This is a genomic window from Baekduia sp. Peel2402, assembly GCF_052567285.1.
Map to the genome: position 1 here is coordinate 3,430,581 of NZ_CP199582.1, position 14,040 is coordinate 3,444,620.

The 14,040-nt window shown below is 70.6% G+C and carries 18 protein-coding genes; 4 read left to right on the plus strand and 14 right to left on the minus strand.

Going from position 1 to position 14,040, the window contains the following annotated elements:
• Positions 1-94 precede the first annotated feature (94 nt).
• The gene (locus ACT01A_RS16855; RefSeq protein WP_445148249.1) at positions 95-544 is read left to right on the plus strand and encodes a hypothetical protein; all 450 of its coding nucleotides are present in this window, start codon (positions 95-97) and stop codon (positions 542-544) included.
• Here ACT01A_RS16855 and ACT01A_RS16860 read toward each other — a convergent pair.
• From ACT01A_RS16860 to groES, 6 genes are all read right to left on the minus strand, one after another.
• Complete coding sequence (locus ACT01A_RS16860) at positions 541-1,023, minus strand: hypothetical protein (RefSeq protein WP_445148250.1); 483 nt, start codon at positions 1,021-1,023, stop codon at positions 541-543. The genes ACT01A_RS16855 and ACT01A_RS16860 overlap by 4 nt on opposite strands.
• A complete protein-coding gene (locus ACT01A_RS16865; RefSeq protein ID WP_445148251.1) occupies positions 1,020-2,783 on the minus strand; it encodes a hypothetical protein in 1,764 nt (587 codons plus the stop codon). The genes ACT01A_RS16860 and ACT01A_RS16865 overlap by 4 nt, the downstream gene beginning before the upstream one ends.
• A gap of 121 nt (positions 2,784-2,904) precedes the next feature.
• On the minus strand, positions 2,905-3,291 hold the full coding sequence (locus ACT01A_RS16870) for a cupin domain-containing protein (RefSeq protein WP_445148252.1): 387 nt from the start codon (positions 3,289-3,291) through the stop codon (positions 2,905-2,907).
• A 10-nt stretch (positions 3,292-3,301) separates the two neighbouring features.
• The gene (locus ACT01A_RS16875; protein ID WP_445148253.1) at positions 3,302-3,913 is read right to left on the minus strand and encodes a flavin reductase family protein; all 612 of its coding nucleotides are present in this window, start codon (positions 3,911-3,913) and stop codon (positions 3,302-3,304) included.
• A gap of 94 nt (positions 3,914-4,007) precedes the next feature.
• Positions 4,008-5,639, minus strand: coding sequence for a chaperonin GroEL (gene groL / locus ACT01A_RS16880; protein ID WP_445148254.1), 1,632 nt, complete (start codon positions 5,637-5,639; stop codon positions 4,008-4,010).
• 9 nt (positions 5,640-5,648) lie between these two features.
• Entirely contained in the window at positions 5,649-5,942 is a 294-nt protein-coding gene (groES, locus tag ACT01A_RS16885; protein WP_445148255.1) for a co-chaperone GroES, read from the minus strand.
• A 175-nt stretch (positions 5,943-6,117) separates the two neighbouring features.
• On the opposite strand from groES, the gene ACT01A_RS16890 reads away from it, so the two are divergent.
• Positions 6,118-6,834 carry a hypothetical protein gene (locus tag ACT01A_RS16890; RefSeq protein WP_445148256.1) on the plus strand — a complete coding sequence of 239 codons (717 nt, stop codon included), beginning with the start codon at positions 6,118-6,120 and terminating at the stop codon, positions 6,832-6,834.
• Positions 6,835-6,852: 18 nt separating this feature from the next.
• Here the strand turns inward: ACT01A_RS16890 and ACT01A_RS16895 are convergent, their stop codons facing one another.
• From ACT01A_RS16895 to ACT01A_RS16920, 6 genes are read right to left on the minus strand one after another with little or no spacing between them, the layout of a single operon-like run.
• Positions 6,853-7,254: a response regulator gene (locus tag ACT01A_RS16895; protein ID WP_445148257.1), complete on the minus strand. Its 402-nt coding sequence runs from the start codon at positions 7,252-7,254 to the stop codon at positions 6,853-6,855.
• A gap of 36 nt (positions 7,255-7,290) precedes the next feature.
• Positions 7,291-7,689 (minus strand): ASCH domain-containing protein, encoded by a 399-nt coding sequence (locus tag ACT01A_RS16900; RefSeq protein ID WP_027005183.1) that lies wholly within the window; start codon positions 7,687-7,689, stop codon positions 7,291-7,293.
• 13 nt (positions 7,690-7,702) lie between these two features.
• Positions 7,703-8,143: an NUDIX hydrolase gene (locus ACT01A_RS16905; RefSeq protein WP_445148258.1), complete on the minus strand. Its 441-nt coding sequence runs from the start codon at positions 8,141-8,143 to the stop codon at positions 7,703-7,705.
• On the minus strand, positions 8,143-8,838 hold the full coding sequence (locus ACT01A_RS16910; protein WP_445148259.1) for a Crp/Fnr family transcriptional regulator: 696 nt from the start codon (positions 8,836-8,838) through the stop codon (positions 8,143-8,145). Before ACT01A_RS16910 ends, ACT01A_RS16905 begins: the two co-directional genes overlap by 1 nt.
• A 53-nt stretch (positions 8,839-8,891) precedes the next feature.
• Positions 8,892-10,073 (minus strand): DUF4349 domain-containing protein, encoded by a 1,182-nt coding sequence (locus ACT01A_RS16915; protein WP_445148260.1) that lies wholly within the window; start codon positions 10,071-10,073, stop codon positions 8,892-8,894.
• A complete protein-coding gene (locus tag ACT01A_RS16920; RefSeq protein WP_445148261.1) occupies positions 10,060-10,584 on the minus strand; it encodes an RNA polymerase sigma factor in 525 nt (174 codons plus the stop codon). The genes ACT01A_RS16915 and ACT01A_RS16920 overlap by 14 nt, the downstream gene beginning before the upstream one ends.
• A gap of 64 nt (positions 10,585-10,648) precedes the next feature.
• Between ACT01A_RS16920 and ACT01A_RS16925 the strand changes: the two genes are divergently transcribed.
• Positions 10,649-11,161 (plus strand): hypothetical protein, encoded by a 513-nt coding sequence (locus tag ACT01A_RS16925; RefSeq protein WP_445148262.1) that lies wholly within the window; start codon positions 10,649-10,651, stop codon positions 11,159-11,161.
• A 22-nt stretch (positions 11,162-11,183) separates the two neighbouring features.
• Here the strand turns inward: ACT01A_RS16925 and ACT01A_RS16930 are convergent, their stop codons facing one another.
• Both ACT01A_RS16930 and ACT01A_RS16935 read right to left on the minus strand, forming a co-directional pair.
• The gene (locus ACT01A_RS16930) at positions 11,184-11,927 is read right to left on the minus strand and encodes a glycerophosphodiester phosphodiesterase (RefSeq protein ID WP_445148263.1); all 744 of its coding nucleotides are present in this window, start codon (positions 11,925-11,927) and stop codon (positions 11,184-11,186) included.
• Positions 11,915-12,691 (minus strand): Fpg/Nei family DNA glycosylase, encoded by a 777-nt coding sequence (locus tag ACT01A_RS16935; protein ID WP_445148264.1) that lies wholly within the window; start codon positions 12,689-12,691, stop codon positions 11,915-11,917. Before ACT01A_RS16935 ends, ACT01A_RS16930 begins: the two co-directional genes overlap by 13 nt.
• Before the next feature lie 28 nt (positions 12,692-12,719).
• Here ACT01A_RS16935 and ACT01A_RS16940 point away from each other — a divergent pair, with 28 nt between their 5' ends.
• On the plus strand, positions 12,720-14,033 hold the full coding sequence (locus ACT01A_RS16940) for an FAD-binding oxidoreductase (RefSeq protein WP_445148265.1): 1,314 nt from the start codon (positions 12,720-12,722) through the stop codon (positions 14,031-14,033).
• The last annotated feature ends 7 nt before the right edge of the window (positions 14,034-14,040 follow it).

Genomic DNA, 14,040 nt, shown 5'->3' on the forward strand with positions numbered 1-14,040 from the left:
CCGGGCTGTGTGCTTCCGGGGGGAAGCCGAAAGAGGCCCGGGCCGCCGCGAGGCGCCCGGGCCTTCTTCATGTCCATCTGCGACCATGGTTGCCATGTCCGCCCAAGACGGCCCCGCCTCCATCGACGCCGACGCGCTGCTCGGCACCCGCGCCGTCGAGGCCGGGGTGTCCGCCCTCGCGGGTCGCAATCAGCACCACCTCGCCGCGATGGCGCCCGAGGAGCAGGTCGAGGCGGCCAACCACTGGCGCGAGCTCGCCGTCGAGGTCCTCTCCGCCGCCCGCGGCGCCCTCACCGGCGCCGAGCAGGTCCAGGGCGCCGGCCGCGCGGTCATCGTCCTGGAGGACTCCGGCGGCGAAGAGGTCAACGTCCACGTCACCTTCTCGCCCCAGCTCGAGGAGATGCAGGACGGCTCCATCGCCGGCACCCCGGCCCAGCTCGCCGCCATGTCGCTGCTCGAGTCCATCACCGGCGAGCCCGACGACCACGGCCACGGCCACTCGCACGACGACGAGCACGGCGGCCACGGCCACTCGCACGACTAGCGACGGTCGGCAGAGACCGGCCCGTCGAGCGTGATCTCCGTGATCCAGCCGACGTAGCTCGACATGCCGAAGCCCTCGTCGACGTCGAGCCGGTACTCGAAGCACACGAGGCCGTCCTGGTACACCGTCATGGACGTCTGGTCCCCGCCAACCCCGGCGTCCGCGCCGCTTGGTCCATGGACCGTCAGCGTGACCTCGTCCTGCGGTGTCAGGCTGCGAATCGGCCGCGCGGACTCGTCCAGCACAGAAAGCGCCCGCGCCCGCGTCTCGTCGATGACCTCCAGCCGGTCGGCGTCCGCCAGGTACAGGGATCGCGGGACCGACGCGTCGGCTCCTGCGAGGTAGTCCATGCAGATCCGTCCGTCGGCGTCCACGCTCAACCCGTCGTAGCGCCCTCCCGCGTCCTGTCCTGCGATCGTGAAGACGATCCAGTCGCCGGAGGTCAGGTCGTGCGGTACGACGCCACCTTCGGGGCTCACGGCAGCACGCCTTCGCCGATCGCCTTGCCGTATGACGTCCAGACCCCTGTCTGACTGGGCAGGACGCCATCGACGGGCTGGGGGACCGAGCCCCAGGAGTTGGAGACGAGGCGATCGGGCTTCACGACGACACGACGCGCGCAGGTGATGATGCGGGTCGGGGTGCGGTGGTAGTACCAAGCTCCTGACGCGACGTCCGCATAGTACGTGTCCAGGAAGCCCTGGTTCGTGGACACGCGATCGATCGCGTGGTGCTGGGAGGCGAGGGTCAGCCGGGTCAGGACCTCGTCCTTGGCCGTCCATCCGTGTCTGGCGACGACGTGCCGCCACCCGAAGCCTGAGCTGTTGGCGCGGACGGCCCCGACGCGCAGCACGGTCTCGTCGGCACGGGCTTCGGTCGAGCCGGGCAGGAGGAGGGCGCTCGACGTGTCGACCGGATAGGTGACGGGAGCGCCCAACAGACTCGGGTACGAATCGAAGGTCGTCGCATCGGAGACCGGGCCGGTGGCCGGCAGGGCGCTCGACAGGTCGCACACTCCCGAGTCCTCGGTGGTGATCTCGGCTTCCGTCTCGACCAGGGTGTCGACATCGGGGATCGGGTGGGTGCGGGGCGACATCAGCGTCTCGGGCATGACCGTGACGCCGAGGACGTCGTCGGGATCGCGGCCGGTCTTCTCGCCTTCGACCAGTGCTACCCGTCCGGCGCTCACGTCAGGGGCCAGCGCCGTCGCTTCGTCGGCGATCTCGATCCGGACCGGGGTGGCGAAGCCGAACCCCGTCATCTGGTCACGGCACTGGACCCAGGTCAGGCCGTCGCAGTTCGGCACGATGACCTTGCCGGTGATCGGGTCCTCGGCCCCTGGCACTCCGAGCTCGTAGTTGATCCACGCGGCGAGTGTGGGATTTCCGTTCAACGCGTCAGCGGCAGCGTCGGCCATCGTCGAGCGCGAGGGCGTCGGCGGCGGGTTCACCGACGTCGAGCCCGGCGGGGGCGAGTCGACGTGCTTGGGAGGATGGCGCGCGGTGGTCATCATCTCGTCGGTGCGCACGTAGGCCTGGATCGGCAGGTCCGCGACGCAGATGTTCCCGAGCCCGTCGCGGACGATCACGGACCGCGGGGCGGGTGGCCCAAAGTTGCAGTTGTCCGGGCTGCCGTGATGCATCCAGGACCAGTTCCCGCCGCCCGTCGAGTACACCATGTACCACTCGCCGGCGCCGACGAACGGGCCGCGCGTCCAATCGAAGATGTGCTGATCGTTGGTGTTGTACTGCCACCACGCGTCCGAGATCGCGAGGCCGTCGCTGTCGCCGCCGTCGACGGTGACGCTCATCGGCTTCGGTCCGAAGATGTAGAACACGGCCGCCGTCCCGACGATGAGCACGCCGCACGCGACCGGCGACTCGAAGCAGAGCGCGCCGGCGGTCGGAACCGCCCCGGACGCCACGAGGCCGTGCATCAGTCCTTGTGCGACACCGTCCGCGGCGGCACGGTCTCCGGTCGCGAGGAGCTCGTCCAAGGACTCGGCGTCCTCCGTCATCCGCTCGGCCGCGTGCGCATAGCCCTCGGCCGGCGGCGGCGCGCCGTCCGCTGCGGTGACGGACGCGTCCTGCGGCGCGAGGGTCGCGTACAGGTTGACGACCTCTGCGCCGCCGGTCGGCGTCGCGCGCGCCGGGCAGGCGCTGGCCGCGGCGGGGGAGAGGTCGAGCGTCTCGCCGCGCGCGCCGCCGGCTGTCGCGAAGGGCAGCAGAACGGCAAGCACGGAAAAATGGTGAGGCGTCGCACGCGCCTTACCATACACCGGTCTCACGGATTGCTCAGCTTCGCTCGCACCAAAATCTGGGCAGCCATGCTGGCGATAGGTGATCCAAGGGCGCGGCGCGCTAGTCCCAGAACTCCGGGTCCTTGATCAGCTCGCCGTCGCCCTCGTGGCTCGGGCCGAAGGCGAGGTACTCGAGGCCGTCGGGGCCGCCCTGCATGGCGCGGGCGACGCCGGGGGCGATGCGGATGGCGTCGTAGGGCTTGACCTCGAAGGTCTCGTCGTCGAGCTTGATGGCGCCGCTGCCGGAGACGATGAAGTAGACCTCCTCGGCGTTGTCGTGCTTGTGGGCGAAGCCCTGACGCTGGTTGGGCTTGACCCGCATCAGCGCGAAGCCGGTGCTCTCGGCGTCGAGGTCCTTGCCGCAGAAGCGCGCCTCCTGGCGCTCGCCGAAGCCGAACTTCGGGGCGGAGTCCTCGACGTCGCGCAGGTTCTTGATCGTGTGGCTCATGATCCGGACGCTACCCGGGACGCTTCATGTGGAACAGCTCGCGGACGACCGCGTACTCGTCGGTGTAGCCGCAGCGCGCGATCGGCTCCAACTTGGCGGTGTCGACCTGGCCGCGGAGGTCGATGTAGGACTCGTCGATCCATACGCCGACGACCTGGCCCACCACGACGTGGCGGTCGACCCCGGCGCCGTCGACGTCGACCAGCTCGAAGGACTGCGTCACCCGGCACTCCAGCGCCACCGGTGAGTCCGCCACCCGCGGCGGCGCGACCAGCCGCGACGCCGCCGTCTCGCACCCCGCGTGGGCGAACTCGCTCTCGCCGCGCGGCAACACCTCCGAGGTGGCGTTCATCGCCTCGCGCAGCTCGAACGTCGGCAGGTTCCACACGAACTCGCCGGTCTCTAGCGCGAAGGACGGCGAGTCCTTCATGCCGCTCGAGGAGAACATCAACATCGGCGGCCGGTCGCAGACCGCGTTGAAGAACGAGTACGGCGCGAGGTTCACGCTCCCGTCGCGGCCCATCGTCGATACCCACCCGATCGGCCGCGGCGCGATCAGCGCCTTGAACGGGTCGTGCGGCAGCAGCTCGGTGTCGCGCGCGTGGGGCTCGTAGAAGATCATCGCCCACGTTCTACCCGAGCGAAACGACGAAGGGCCCGGCGCAACGCGCCGGGCCCTCCAGTCAGGTCCTACAACAAGCTCGAAGGAGCTTGTGCTACATCATGCCGCCCATGCCGCCCATGTCGGGCATGCCGCCACCGGAGCCCGCGGGCTCCGGGATCTCGGCGACGATGGCCTCGGTCGTGAGGATGTTCTTCGCGATCGACGCGGCGTTCTGCAGCGCGGAGCGCGTGACCATGGCCGGGTCGATGACGCCCTCGGCGACGAGGTCGACGATCTCGCCCGTGGCCGCGTTCAGGCCGAAGCCCTTCTTGGCCTTGCGGACGTCGGCGACGACGACGGAGCCCTCGAGGCCCGCGTTCTCGGCGATCTGACGCAGCGGCTCCTCGAGCGAGCGCAGGATGATGCGAGCGCCGGTGCGCTCGTCCTCGTCCTCGATCGCGTCGGCGTTGACGCCGGCGGAAGCCTGCAGCAGCGCGACGCCGCCGCCGGGCACGATGCCCTCTTCGAGGGCGGCGCGCGTGGCCTGCAGCGCGTCCTCGACGCGGTGCTTCTTCTCCTTCATCTCCGTCTCGGTGGCCGCGCCGACCTTCACGACGGCGACGCCGCCGGAGAGCTTGGCGAGGCGCTCCTGGAGCTTCTCCCGATCGAAGTCCGAGTCGGTGTTCTCGACCTCGGCCTTGATCTGGTTGATGCGGCCCTTGATGGCCTCCAGGTCACCGGAGCCGTCGACGATCGTCGTGTTGTCCTTGGCGACGACGACGCGGCGGGCGCGACCGAGCTGGGACAGCTGGGTGTTCTCCAGCTTGAGGCCCATCTCCTCGGTGATGACCTCGCCGCCCGTCAGGATGGCGATGTCCTCAAGCATGCGCTTGCGGCGGTCGCCGAAGCCCGGGGCCTTGACGGCCACGCCCGTGAACGTGCCACGGAGCTTGTTGACGACCAGCGTCGCGAGGGCCTCGCCCTCGACGTCCTCGGCGATGATGAGGATCGGACGGCCGGACTGGATGACCTGCTCGAGGACCGGCAGCACGTCGCGGACGGAGCCGATCTTCTGGTTGGCGATGAGGATGTACGGATCCTCGAGGACCGCTTCCATCCGCTCCTGGTCGGTGACCATGTACGGGGAGACGTAGCCCTTGTCGAACTGCATGCCCTCGGTGAACTCGAGGTCCATGCCGAACGTCTGGCCCTCCTCGACGTTCACGACGCCGTCCTTGCCGACCTTCTCGATCGCGTCGGCGATGACGTCGCCGATCTCCTCGTCGCCGGCCGAAATGGTGGCGACGCGGGCGATCTGGTCCTTGCCCTGGACGGGCTTGGAGAGCTTCTGGATGTTCGTGACGATCTGGTTGACCGCGATCTCGATGCCCTTCTTCAGGCCGAGCGGGTTGGCACCAGCCGTGACGTTCTTCAGGCCGTTGCGGACGATCGCCTGAGCGAGCACCGTCGCGGTCGTCGTGCCGTCGCCGGCGACGTCGTTGGTCGCCGTGGCGACCTCGCGGACGAGCTGCGCGCCCTGGTTCTGGAAGACGTCCTCGACCTCGATCTCACGGGCGATGGTGACGCCGTCGTTCGTGATCGTGGGGGCGCCGAACTTCTTGTCGAGGACGACGTAGCGACCCTTCGGGCCGAGCGTGACCTTGACCGCGTTGGCGACGGCGTCGACGCCGGCCTCGAGGGCCTTGCGGGCCTCGGCGTTGTACTTCAGTTCCTTGTGAGCCATGTAGGTCTCCTAGTTCTCGATCTTGGCGAGCACGTCGGACTCGCGAAGGACCAGCAGGTCCTCGCCGTCGACCTTGATCTCGGTACCGCCGTACTTGCTGTAGAGGACCGTGTCGCCCTTGGCGACATCGAGGGGGATGCGCTTGTCCCCGTCCTCGTCAAAGCGGCCATCGCCAACGGCGAGGACCTCACCCTTCTGCGGCTTCTCCTTGGCCGTGTCGGGGAGGACGAGACCAGAAGCGGTCTTCTCCTCCTCCTCGATGGCGCGGACGATCAGCCGATCGCCGAGGGGCTTAAGATTCATATTGACCTCCGTTGAGGTGGCGGACTGCAACGATTTGCTGTGCTGAGACAGTGGTTGGCACTCGTACTGCCTGAGTGCCAACGTCTACGTCGATAGTAGCGAGTCGATGGAGCGGGTCAAGGCGAGATTGGCACTCTTCACATCTGAGTGCCAATTCGACCGACGTCCGTCCAGGGTGAACGCTGTCAGGCCGCAGTTCGGCGCCGAACGGCCGATGTTGGTGGTCATGGAGCAGAAAGGGCTGCGTAATGGCCACTTCCTGGCGCTCGCGGGAGCGCTGCTAGCCGTCGTCTCGCTGTTTCGGCCGTGGTACACGGTCGAGATCCCGCAGGAGGTCCGCGATCTCTTCAGCGCGCAGGGCATGGGCAGCGACCCGGGCCTGTTCGGCGAGATGGTCCGCGGCCTAGCGTCCCAGATGCCGTCCTCGATCTCGGCCTCCGGCTGGAAGGAGCTGGAAGGCGCGGACATCGCGATCGCCGTCGCGGGCGCGGGCGTCGTCGCGCTCGTCCTCGCCGCGGCAGGTGCGATCAACGGGCTGCGCGCGGATCCCGGCCCTGCCGGCGGCCTTGTCGGCGCGCTCGGCGGCGTGATCGTCGTGATCGCGCTCGCCCACCTCGTCAACAAGCCGGGCGCCCAGCAGGCCGCCGACTGGGTGCACGTCTCCGACGGGCTCTGGATCGCGCTGGCGGGCGGCGCGCTGACCGCGTTCGGCGGTCTCTGGGCGGCAAGCGAGGCCGGCGCGAGCACGAGCGCACGTGCTCGCCCGTCCGCGCCCTACCGCGACAGCGCCCCAAGCTCGTCGGCGTCGCTGAACGCCGACTTCCCGCCGCTGACGCCCGAGCTGCCGCCGGTCTTCGCCGAGTCCTCGGCGAGCGTCGCGCCGCCGGCCTAAGCCGCCGGCGCCAGGTCCCTAGACCGCGCGGTCGGCCTCGTCGTCGCCCGCGCGCACCGCGGCCACCCGCAGCACGGCCTGGGCCAGCGCGTCAGCGTTGGCCGCCTTGCTGACGTGCCCGTCGGCGCCCGCCGCCGCGGCCTCGCCCGCGAGGTCCTCGTCGGGCATCCCGGACACGAGCAGCACCGCCGCCTCCGGGAGCTCGGCGCGCACGAAGGCCAGCACCTGCTCGGAGTGCTCCGGCTGGGGCAGCAGCCGGTCGAGGATCACGACGTCCGGCCGTTCGGTGCCCAACGCGGCGATCGCGTCAGCGGCCGATCGCGCGGCGCCCGCGACCTCGATGTCCGGATGCGCCTCCAGCCATGCAGAGGCCAGCGTCCCGAAGCCGAGCGAATCGTCGGCGATGAACACACGCAGCACGCAAGCCCCCTTGCCGTGTCGCGATGCCAGACGCGCTTAGTTCTGCGCGCCTCCGATGCCCAAGCGAGCATCGGTGAACGAGGGTGGGTGGACGATGATCTGCGAGAAGCGCACGACCGTGACGATGTCCTCCATCGTCACCTTCTTGCCGTAGATCTGCTCGAGGAAGTGGATCATCTCCTCGTGGCGGCGGAACTCGGGGTTGTCGTGCTCGATGTCCCGCGGCGTCAGATCCCGGACGCGCTTGACCTCGACCTGGTCGATGACCGCGTCGAAGATCTTCTCGCGTGGCGAGTGCTGGTAACCGATGGTCACCATCACCGCCTGGTTCTTCTTGTACTTGTGCGACTTGTCGCCGAGCCGAATCGTGGCGGTCTTGCGGCCGCGCTTGAGCTGATCGGCAAAGATCGTGGAGTAGAAGTTCAGGACCTGCATCCGGCGTCGGAGACTACTCGTCGGAGCTGATCTGCGACAGGGCACGGGCCGCCATGTCGCGCTCACCGTCATAGGTCAGTCGCTGGCGGGCCTCGCTGAGCTCCATCCAGCGGGCCTGTTCGACCTCGTGATCATGGTCGGCGACGTCGCCGCTGGTGTAGGTGAAGAGGAAGAAGTCCACCTGCTTGGCGATCCGCTTGCCGTTGCGCATGTACCAGTAGCGGACGGCGCCCAGGTCGCCGACGTACTCGGCGTCCACGCCGGCCTCTTCGCGGACCTCGCGCGTGGCGGCCTGGACCGGCGTCTCGCCCGGGTCGACGTGGCCCTTGGGCAGCGCCAGGACCTTCTCGCCGCCGGCCGCGCGCCGTGTCGGCACGATGACCACGCACTCAGTCCCGCGGACGACCACGCCGCCGGCCGACCACTCGCTCGGGGTGCCCTTTCCGCCGGCCATCAGTAGACGTAGCGCTCCAGCGCGGAGGGCTCGTGGACGGTGACGCGACCGCGGCCCTGGGTGACGACGCCCGCGCGCTCCAACACGGCCAGGAAGCGCGACGCGGACTCGCGGGAGGATCCGGCGAGCTGCGCGATGTCGGCTTGGGTGATCGTGACGAGCACGTCGCGCTCGCCGGCGCCCTCGGTCTGCGCCTGGCGTACAAGCTGGCCCAGCACGCCCGCGACGCGCGACTGCACGGTCTGAAACGACTGGCGCGCCAGGCGCTCGTTGGCCTCGCGCAGCCGCCGACCGAGCCCGATCACGAGCTTGACGGCGATGTCTGAATGCTCGCGCAGCAGGCGGCGGAAGTCCTGGCCGAGGATCGCGATCGCCTCGACGTCGTCGAGCGTCTCGATCGTGGCCGAGCGGCGCTCGTCGTCGAACATGGCTAGCTCGCCGAAGATGTCGCCCGGCCCGAAGTGGGCGAGCGTGATCGTGCGGCCGTCGACGTTCTCGCGGACCGCGCGGGCGTGGCCGCGACCGACGATGTAGCACGTGTCGGAGGCGTCGCCCTCGCGGAAGATCACCGTGCCGCCGGAGAAGTGGCGAGGGACCGCGACGTCGGCCACCCGCGCGAGGTCCGGCGCAGCGAGCGCCTCGAACACCGGCACCTGGGCGAGGAGCTCGATGCTCTGGGCACTCGACGGCGGCACGGCCGTGAGTCTATGGAGTTGTGTGACGAGGCGCGCACATTGGGCGCGATCGGTCACACGCCGTCCAGCGCGCCCTCGCGGCGGCGGCGCCGCACGGCGTGGGAGCCGAGCAGCGCCAGCACGGCCAGGACGCCGAGCGGCGCCAGGACGGCGAGCGCGATCAGCGCCACGCCGCCCGCGACCTCCAGCACGCGGCCGGCGTCGTGCAGCGCGTCGCCGGGCGTCCAGGCGCTGTCGTCCTTGGGCGCGGCCGTCCCGATGCCTTCGATCGACACCGCGACCGTCGCGAGGTCCGCGCGCCGGCGCTGGGCGTCCAGCTCGCCCTGGCGCGCGGCGATCTCGGAGCGGTTGTCGCGCAGCCGCGCCTTCAGCGAGTTGATCTGGCGATCGGTCGTTGCACGGCCGAGCGCCTGGAGGAGCGCTCGGCGCTCGGCGCGGGCGTCAGAGAGTCGGTCAGCCGCTGACGCGGTCTGCGCGGTGATGTCGTTGGAGGACTGGTTCAGCGCGCCGACGTGCGCGAGCTTGGAGAGGTTGGCCAGCGTCGCGTCAAGCTTGGCGGACGGGATCCGCAGCGTGAACGACGCGCTGCCGCCGTCGTCGCGCGTGCGGATCGAGGACTCCTGCACGTAGCCGCCGTTGGCCTGTGTCTCGCGGATGACGCCGTCAGCGGTCTTCTGGACCTCGTCGGGCGCGGGCGTGAGCGTCAGCTCGGCGGCGCGCTCGACCTTGCGCGCGGAGGAGGACGACCCGGCCGACAGGGTCTGGCCGGCGGCGGGCGTCGAAGCGGTCTGGGACGGGGCCGACTCAGCCGCTTGGGGCTCCAGCGGGGGCGTCCCCTTGGTGACCGCTGCGGAGTCGTTGATGATCTCGCCGCCACCGCCGCTCATCGTCGACGCCAGGTCGTCCGAGCGCTCCGGGACCCCGATCGCGATCACGGCCACCGCCGCGCAGGCGGCGATGACGGCGGGCGCGACCACGAGCGGCTGGCGCAGCCGCGCGTGCCACGACGCCCGCTTCTCCCGCTCCGGCGTGGTGCGCTGCTTCGGGAAGCCCGCGTGGACCCGCGCGTCCAGCGACGCCAGGAACTGCGGATCCGGCTCGGGCCGCGCGGCGCGCACGTCGGCGACCAGCAGCGCGGTGTCGGGATCGGCGGTCGGCTCGCCGGCCAGCGCGGCCTCCAGCTCGCGCAGGCTGTGGTCGACCTCGGGATCGGGCTTGGCGTCACGACGGCGCATGGCAGGCCTTCCGGAGTCGGGTCACCGCGCGATGCACGCGCGTGCCGGCGTTGGCGGCTGAGATGCCCAGGACCTTGGCGATCTCGCCGTTGCTCAAGCCGGCGTGGAACTTCAGGGCGATCAGCTCGCGCTCGCGCGGATCCAGCTGCGCGAGGGCGGCGCGGACGGTGGCGCGGCGTACGGCCGCGTCGTCGTCCTCGTTGTCGGCGGCGGAGCCGGCCGCGTTCGGGTCCTCCGGGTCGGCGAGCAGCGCCGTCGTGCGCTTGCGCGAGCGCAGCTCGTCCAGCGCCGCGTTGCGTGCGATGCCGAACAGCCACGCCCGCTGCGAGCCGCGGCGCGCGTCGAAGGACGACTGGCGCCGGTAGGCCCGCTCGAAGGTCAGCGCGGTGACGTCTTCAGCCGACGTGCGGTCCCGCACCAGCGTCATGACGTAGGCGAACACGTCCGACGCCGTCTCGCGGTACAGCGCATCGAACCGTGCCGTCGTCGGTTCGGAGGTCGAGAGCTCCATGACAGATCCCACGCCGACACTACGGTCCTGCAGCCGATCCATCACACGTGGGTACGCTGCGCGCGTGCCGATGCTCCGCGTCGTCCTCGCCACGACCCTCGCGCTCGCCGCCGCCGCGCCCCTCGCGCAGGCCGCTAACGCCCCGACCGTCGACGACTCGCCCTTCCTGTGGGCGACCGTCAACATCTGCGACACGACCAAGCATCCCGACACGATCGGGATCCGCGCTTCGATGCCGGGGTCGGGGAATGCGAAGGAGCGCATGTACATGCGCTTCCAGGTCCAGTACTGGCGTGACTCGGTCAAGAAGTGGGCGCCGACCGACGCGACCGTCGACTCCGGCTACCAGGCCGTGGGCTCGGCCAAGTACAAGCGCCGCGAGTCGGGCTGGAACTTCTCGCTGACACCGCCGCCGGAGGGCCAGACCTACCGCTTGCGCGGGATCGTCAGCTACCAGTGGCGGATCGGCAAGAAGGTCGTGCGCAGCGCCAGCAAGCGCACGCACTCGGGCCACAAGAACACCCAAGGCGCGGACCCGAAGACGTTCAGCGCCGCCGAGTGCACGATCACGCGCTAAGGCGCGGGCTGCGCGCTCGCGCCTAGCTCGTGAGCGGGTCGAACAGGCGCGGGTCGTTCGTGATCACGCCGGTTACGCCCATCGCCTCGAACTTCCGGATCCGCGCGGCGTCGTCCACGGTCCAGACGTAGAGCTCGCCGCCCGCGGCCTCCACGGCGCGGACGAAGTGCGGCGTGACGAGGCTGAAGTGCGACATCACGGCGTCGACCTCGCCCGCCCGGATCGCCCGGGCGACCATCCGCGGGACCGTGCGCCGCAGCCGCGCGACCACCGCGATCGCCAGCGGCTTGGTGATCGGGTTGGCCAGGTAGTTGCGCTTGACCTTGGGGACCGACCAGCCGATTCGCACCGCGTCGCTGGCCTCGCGGAGGACCGGCAGCGAGACGGTCTCCATGGTCGAGATCAGCGTGCGGGACTCCATCCCGCGCTCGCGCAGCGCCTCGATCACGCGCTGCTCGTAGCCGTGGGTCTTGAGGTCGACGTCCAGCTCGATGCCCGCGAACGCCTCGCCGGCGAGGTGGTCGAGCCCCTCCTCCAGCGTCAGGACGCCGGGGCGCTTGGCGTCCTTGAGGTCGTGGGCGAGGACCAGCCGGCCGGTGCGCGTGACACCGTCCGCCTCGCGCTCGTCGAGGACGTCGAACTCCACCATGTCGCAGCCGTGGGCAAGCGCGGCGTCGAAGCTCGCGGCGGTGTTGCCGGGCGCGATGTGGTCGGCGCCCTTGTGGCCGATGCGACGGGAGCGGCGAGGTTCGATCAGGTCTGACATCCGGGACACCAGTATGTCGTCCGGTTGTCGTCGCCCTGCCCGCGGGCGAGGATCCGCGTCCCGCAGCGCGAGCACTTGCGGCCGTCGTACTTGTAGACCTTGCGGTCGCGGGTCTGGTTGCCGTCGCGGGCGCTGAGGCGCATCGGCGGCTGGAGCTCGCGGATGATCTTGATGGCCTCGTCGTCGGTGACGTCGCCGGTCTTGCGCCACGGATCGATCTGGGCCAGCCAGCAGCCTTCGGCCTTCCAGAGGTTGCCGATGCCGGCGACCGTGCGCTGGTCCAGCAGCGCGTCGCCGATGCCGCGCGTGGGGTCGTCGGCGCGCAGCCGCTTGAGGAACTCGCGCTCGTCGAAGTCGTCCTTGATCAGGTCGGGGCCTAGGAGCGCGAGGCGGCGGTCGAAGCGCACGCGCGTCTCGGTCAGCAGCTCCAGGACGGGGCCGTCGAACTGGACGACGCTCTTGTCGTCCTTGGTGAGGACCAGCCAGGCCCTTCTTGGGGAGCGCGCCCAGCGCGCGCCTTCGGGATGGACGCGCCAGGCGCCGGTCATGCGCAGGTGCGAGTGGATCGTCAGGTCGCCCTCGAAGCGCAGGAACAGGTGCTTGCCGTGCGCGGTGACGCCTTCTATGGCGCGCCCCTGAAGGCGCTCAGGCCAGCGGTCCTTGCCGAAGCGCGGGTGCGGCGTGGCGACGGCATCCGGGATCGCGCCCGCCAGCACGGGGCGGATGCGGTTGGCGGCGTAGTGGATGGTGTCGCCCTCGGGCATGGGTCCTCATCGAGGGTACGGTGAGGACGTGCAGTCCGATCTCGCCGCGATCGTGGGCTCCGGGCACGTCGAGCGCGACGTCGCGCTGGCCGATGCGTCGGGGCTGAGCGGGCGCGTGGGCTGTCTGGTCTTCCCTGCTTCCGCCGCGGAGGTGGCCGCGGTGGTCGCGTGGTGCTACGAGCGCGACGTGGCGATGATCCCGGTCGGCGGGCGCTCCGGGTACAGCGGCGGGATCGTGCCGCGGGAGGTCGACTCCGGCGCGGTCGCGATCGCGCTGGACCGCCTCGACGCGATCCGCTCGTTCGACCCGTTGTTGTGGCGGATGGAGGCCGAGGCGGGCGTGACGACCGCGACCGTCGCGCGCCGCGCCCGCGAGAACGGCCTGCTGTTCCCGCCCGACCCGGGCGCGGCCGAGCAGTCGCAGCTGGGCGGGAACCTCGCGACCAACGCGGGCGGTCCGCACGCCTTCAAGTACGGCGTGACCGGTCGCTGGGTGACGGGCGTCGAGGCGGTGCTCGCGCCGGGCGAGGTGGTGTCCTTCGGGGGCCCGGTGCGCAAGGACGTAGCGGGCCTGGACCTGCGGTCGTTGCTGATCGGCGCGGAGGGCACGCTCGGGATCATCACCGCGGCGTGGCTGCGGTTGGTGCCGGCGCCAGGCGAGGCGTTCCCGGTCGTCAATGCCTATGCCTCGGTACGCGAGGGCTGCGAGGCGATCGACGCGGTGCTGGGCAGCGGCGTCGTTCCGGCGGCGCTGGAGTACCTCGACGGGCGGTGTGTGGAGGCCGCGCCGCCGCCGTTCCTGCCGGACGCTCTCGGCTCGGCGTTGTTGGTGGTCTGCGAGGCGGAGTCGTCGGGCGACCGGGACGAGCTGCTAGAGGCGCTGGGCGACGGCGCCGTGGCGCCGCCCGCCAGCGAGGTCTGGCGCTGGCGCGACGGCGTCTCGATCGCGGTCCGCGCGGCGCGCGGCGAGAAGCTGTCGGAGGACATCGCGGTGCCGGTGGAGCGCTTGGCGGAGGCGATCGAGGCGACGATCGCGATCGGCGAGCGCCACGGGCTGGAGGGCTGCTCGTGGGGGCACGCGGGCGACGGCAACCTGCACTCGTCCTTTCTCCTGGATCCAGGCGATGAGGCGATGCGGGCGCGCGCGGACGCCGCGGCGCTCGAGTTGTTCGACATGGCTCGCGCGCTCGGCGGCACGGCCAGCGGCGAGCATGGCGTAGGACTTCTGAAGGCGGGCCAGCTCTCGCGGCAGTGGTCGCCGGCCGCGGTGGAGGCGGCGCGGGCGGTCAAGCGCGCGCTCGATCCGAAGGGCCTGTTCAACCCGGGGAAGAAGGAGCCGTAGGTCTTGG

Bases quoted from the DNA above. Each gene is read 5' to 3' on its own strand.
- ACT01A_RS16855 (WP_445148249.1), top strand. From the start codon at position 95: ATGTCCGCCCAAGACGGCCCCGCCTCCATCGACGCCGACGCGCTGCTC.
- ACT01A_RS16870 (WP_445148252.1), bottom strand. From the start codon at position 3,291: ATGAGCCACACGATCAAGAACCTGCGCGACGTCGAGGACTCCGCCCCG.
- ACT01A_RS16875 (WP_445148253.1), bottom strand. From the start codon at position 3,913: ATGATCTTCTACGAGCCCCACGCGCGCGACACCGAGCTGCTGCCGCAC.
- groL (WP_445148254.1), bottom strand. From the start codon at position 5,639: ATGGCTCACAAGGAACTGAAGTACAACGCCGAGGCCCGCAAGGCCCTC.
- groES (WP_445148255.1), bottom strand. From the start codon at position 5,942: ATGAATCTTAAGCCCCTCGGCGATCGGCTGATCGTCCGCGCCATCGAG.
- ACT01A_RS16900 (WP_027005183.1), bottom strand. From the start codon at position 7,689: ATGCAGGTCCTGAACTTCTACTCCACGATCTTTGCCGATCAGCTCAAG.
- ACT01A_RS16905 (WP_445148258.1), bottom strand. From the start codon at position 8,143: ATGGCCGGCGGAAAGGGCACCCCGAGCGAGTGGTCGGCCGGCGGCGTG.
- ACT01A_RS16915 (WP_445148260.1), bottom strand. From the start codon at position 10,073: ATGCGCCGTCGTGACGCCAAGCCCGATCCCGAGGTCGACCACAGCCTG.
- ACT01A_RS16920 (WP_445148261.1), bottom strand. From the start codon at position 10,584: ATGGAGCTCTCGACCTCCGAACCGACGACGGCACGGTTCGATGCGCTG.
- ACT01A_RS16930 (WP_445148263.1), bottom strand. From the start codon at position 11,927: ATGTCAGACCTGATCGAACCTCGCCGCTCCCGTCGCATCGGCCACAAG.
- ACT01A_RS16935 (WP_445148264.1), bottom strand. From the start codon at position 12,691: ATGCCCGAGGGCGACACCATCCACTACGCCGCCAACCGCATCCGCCCC.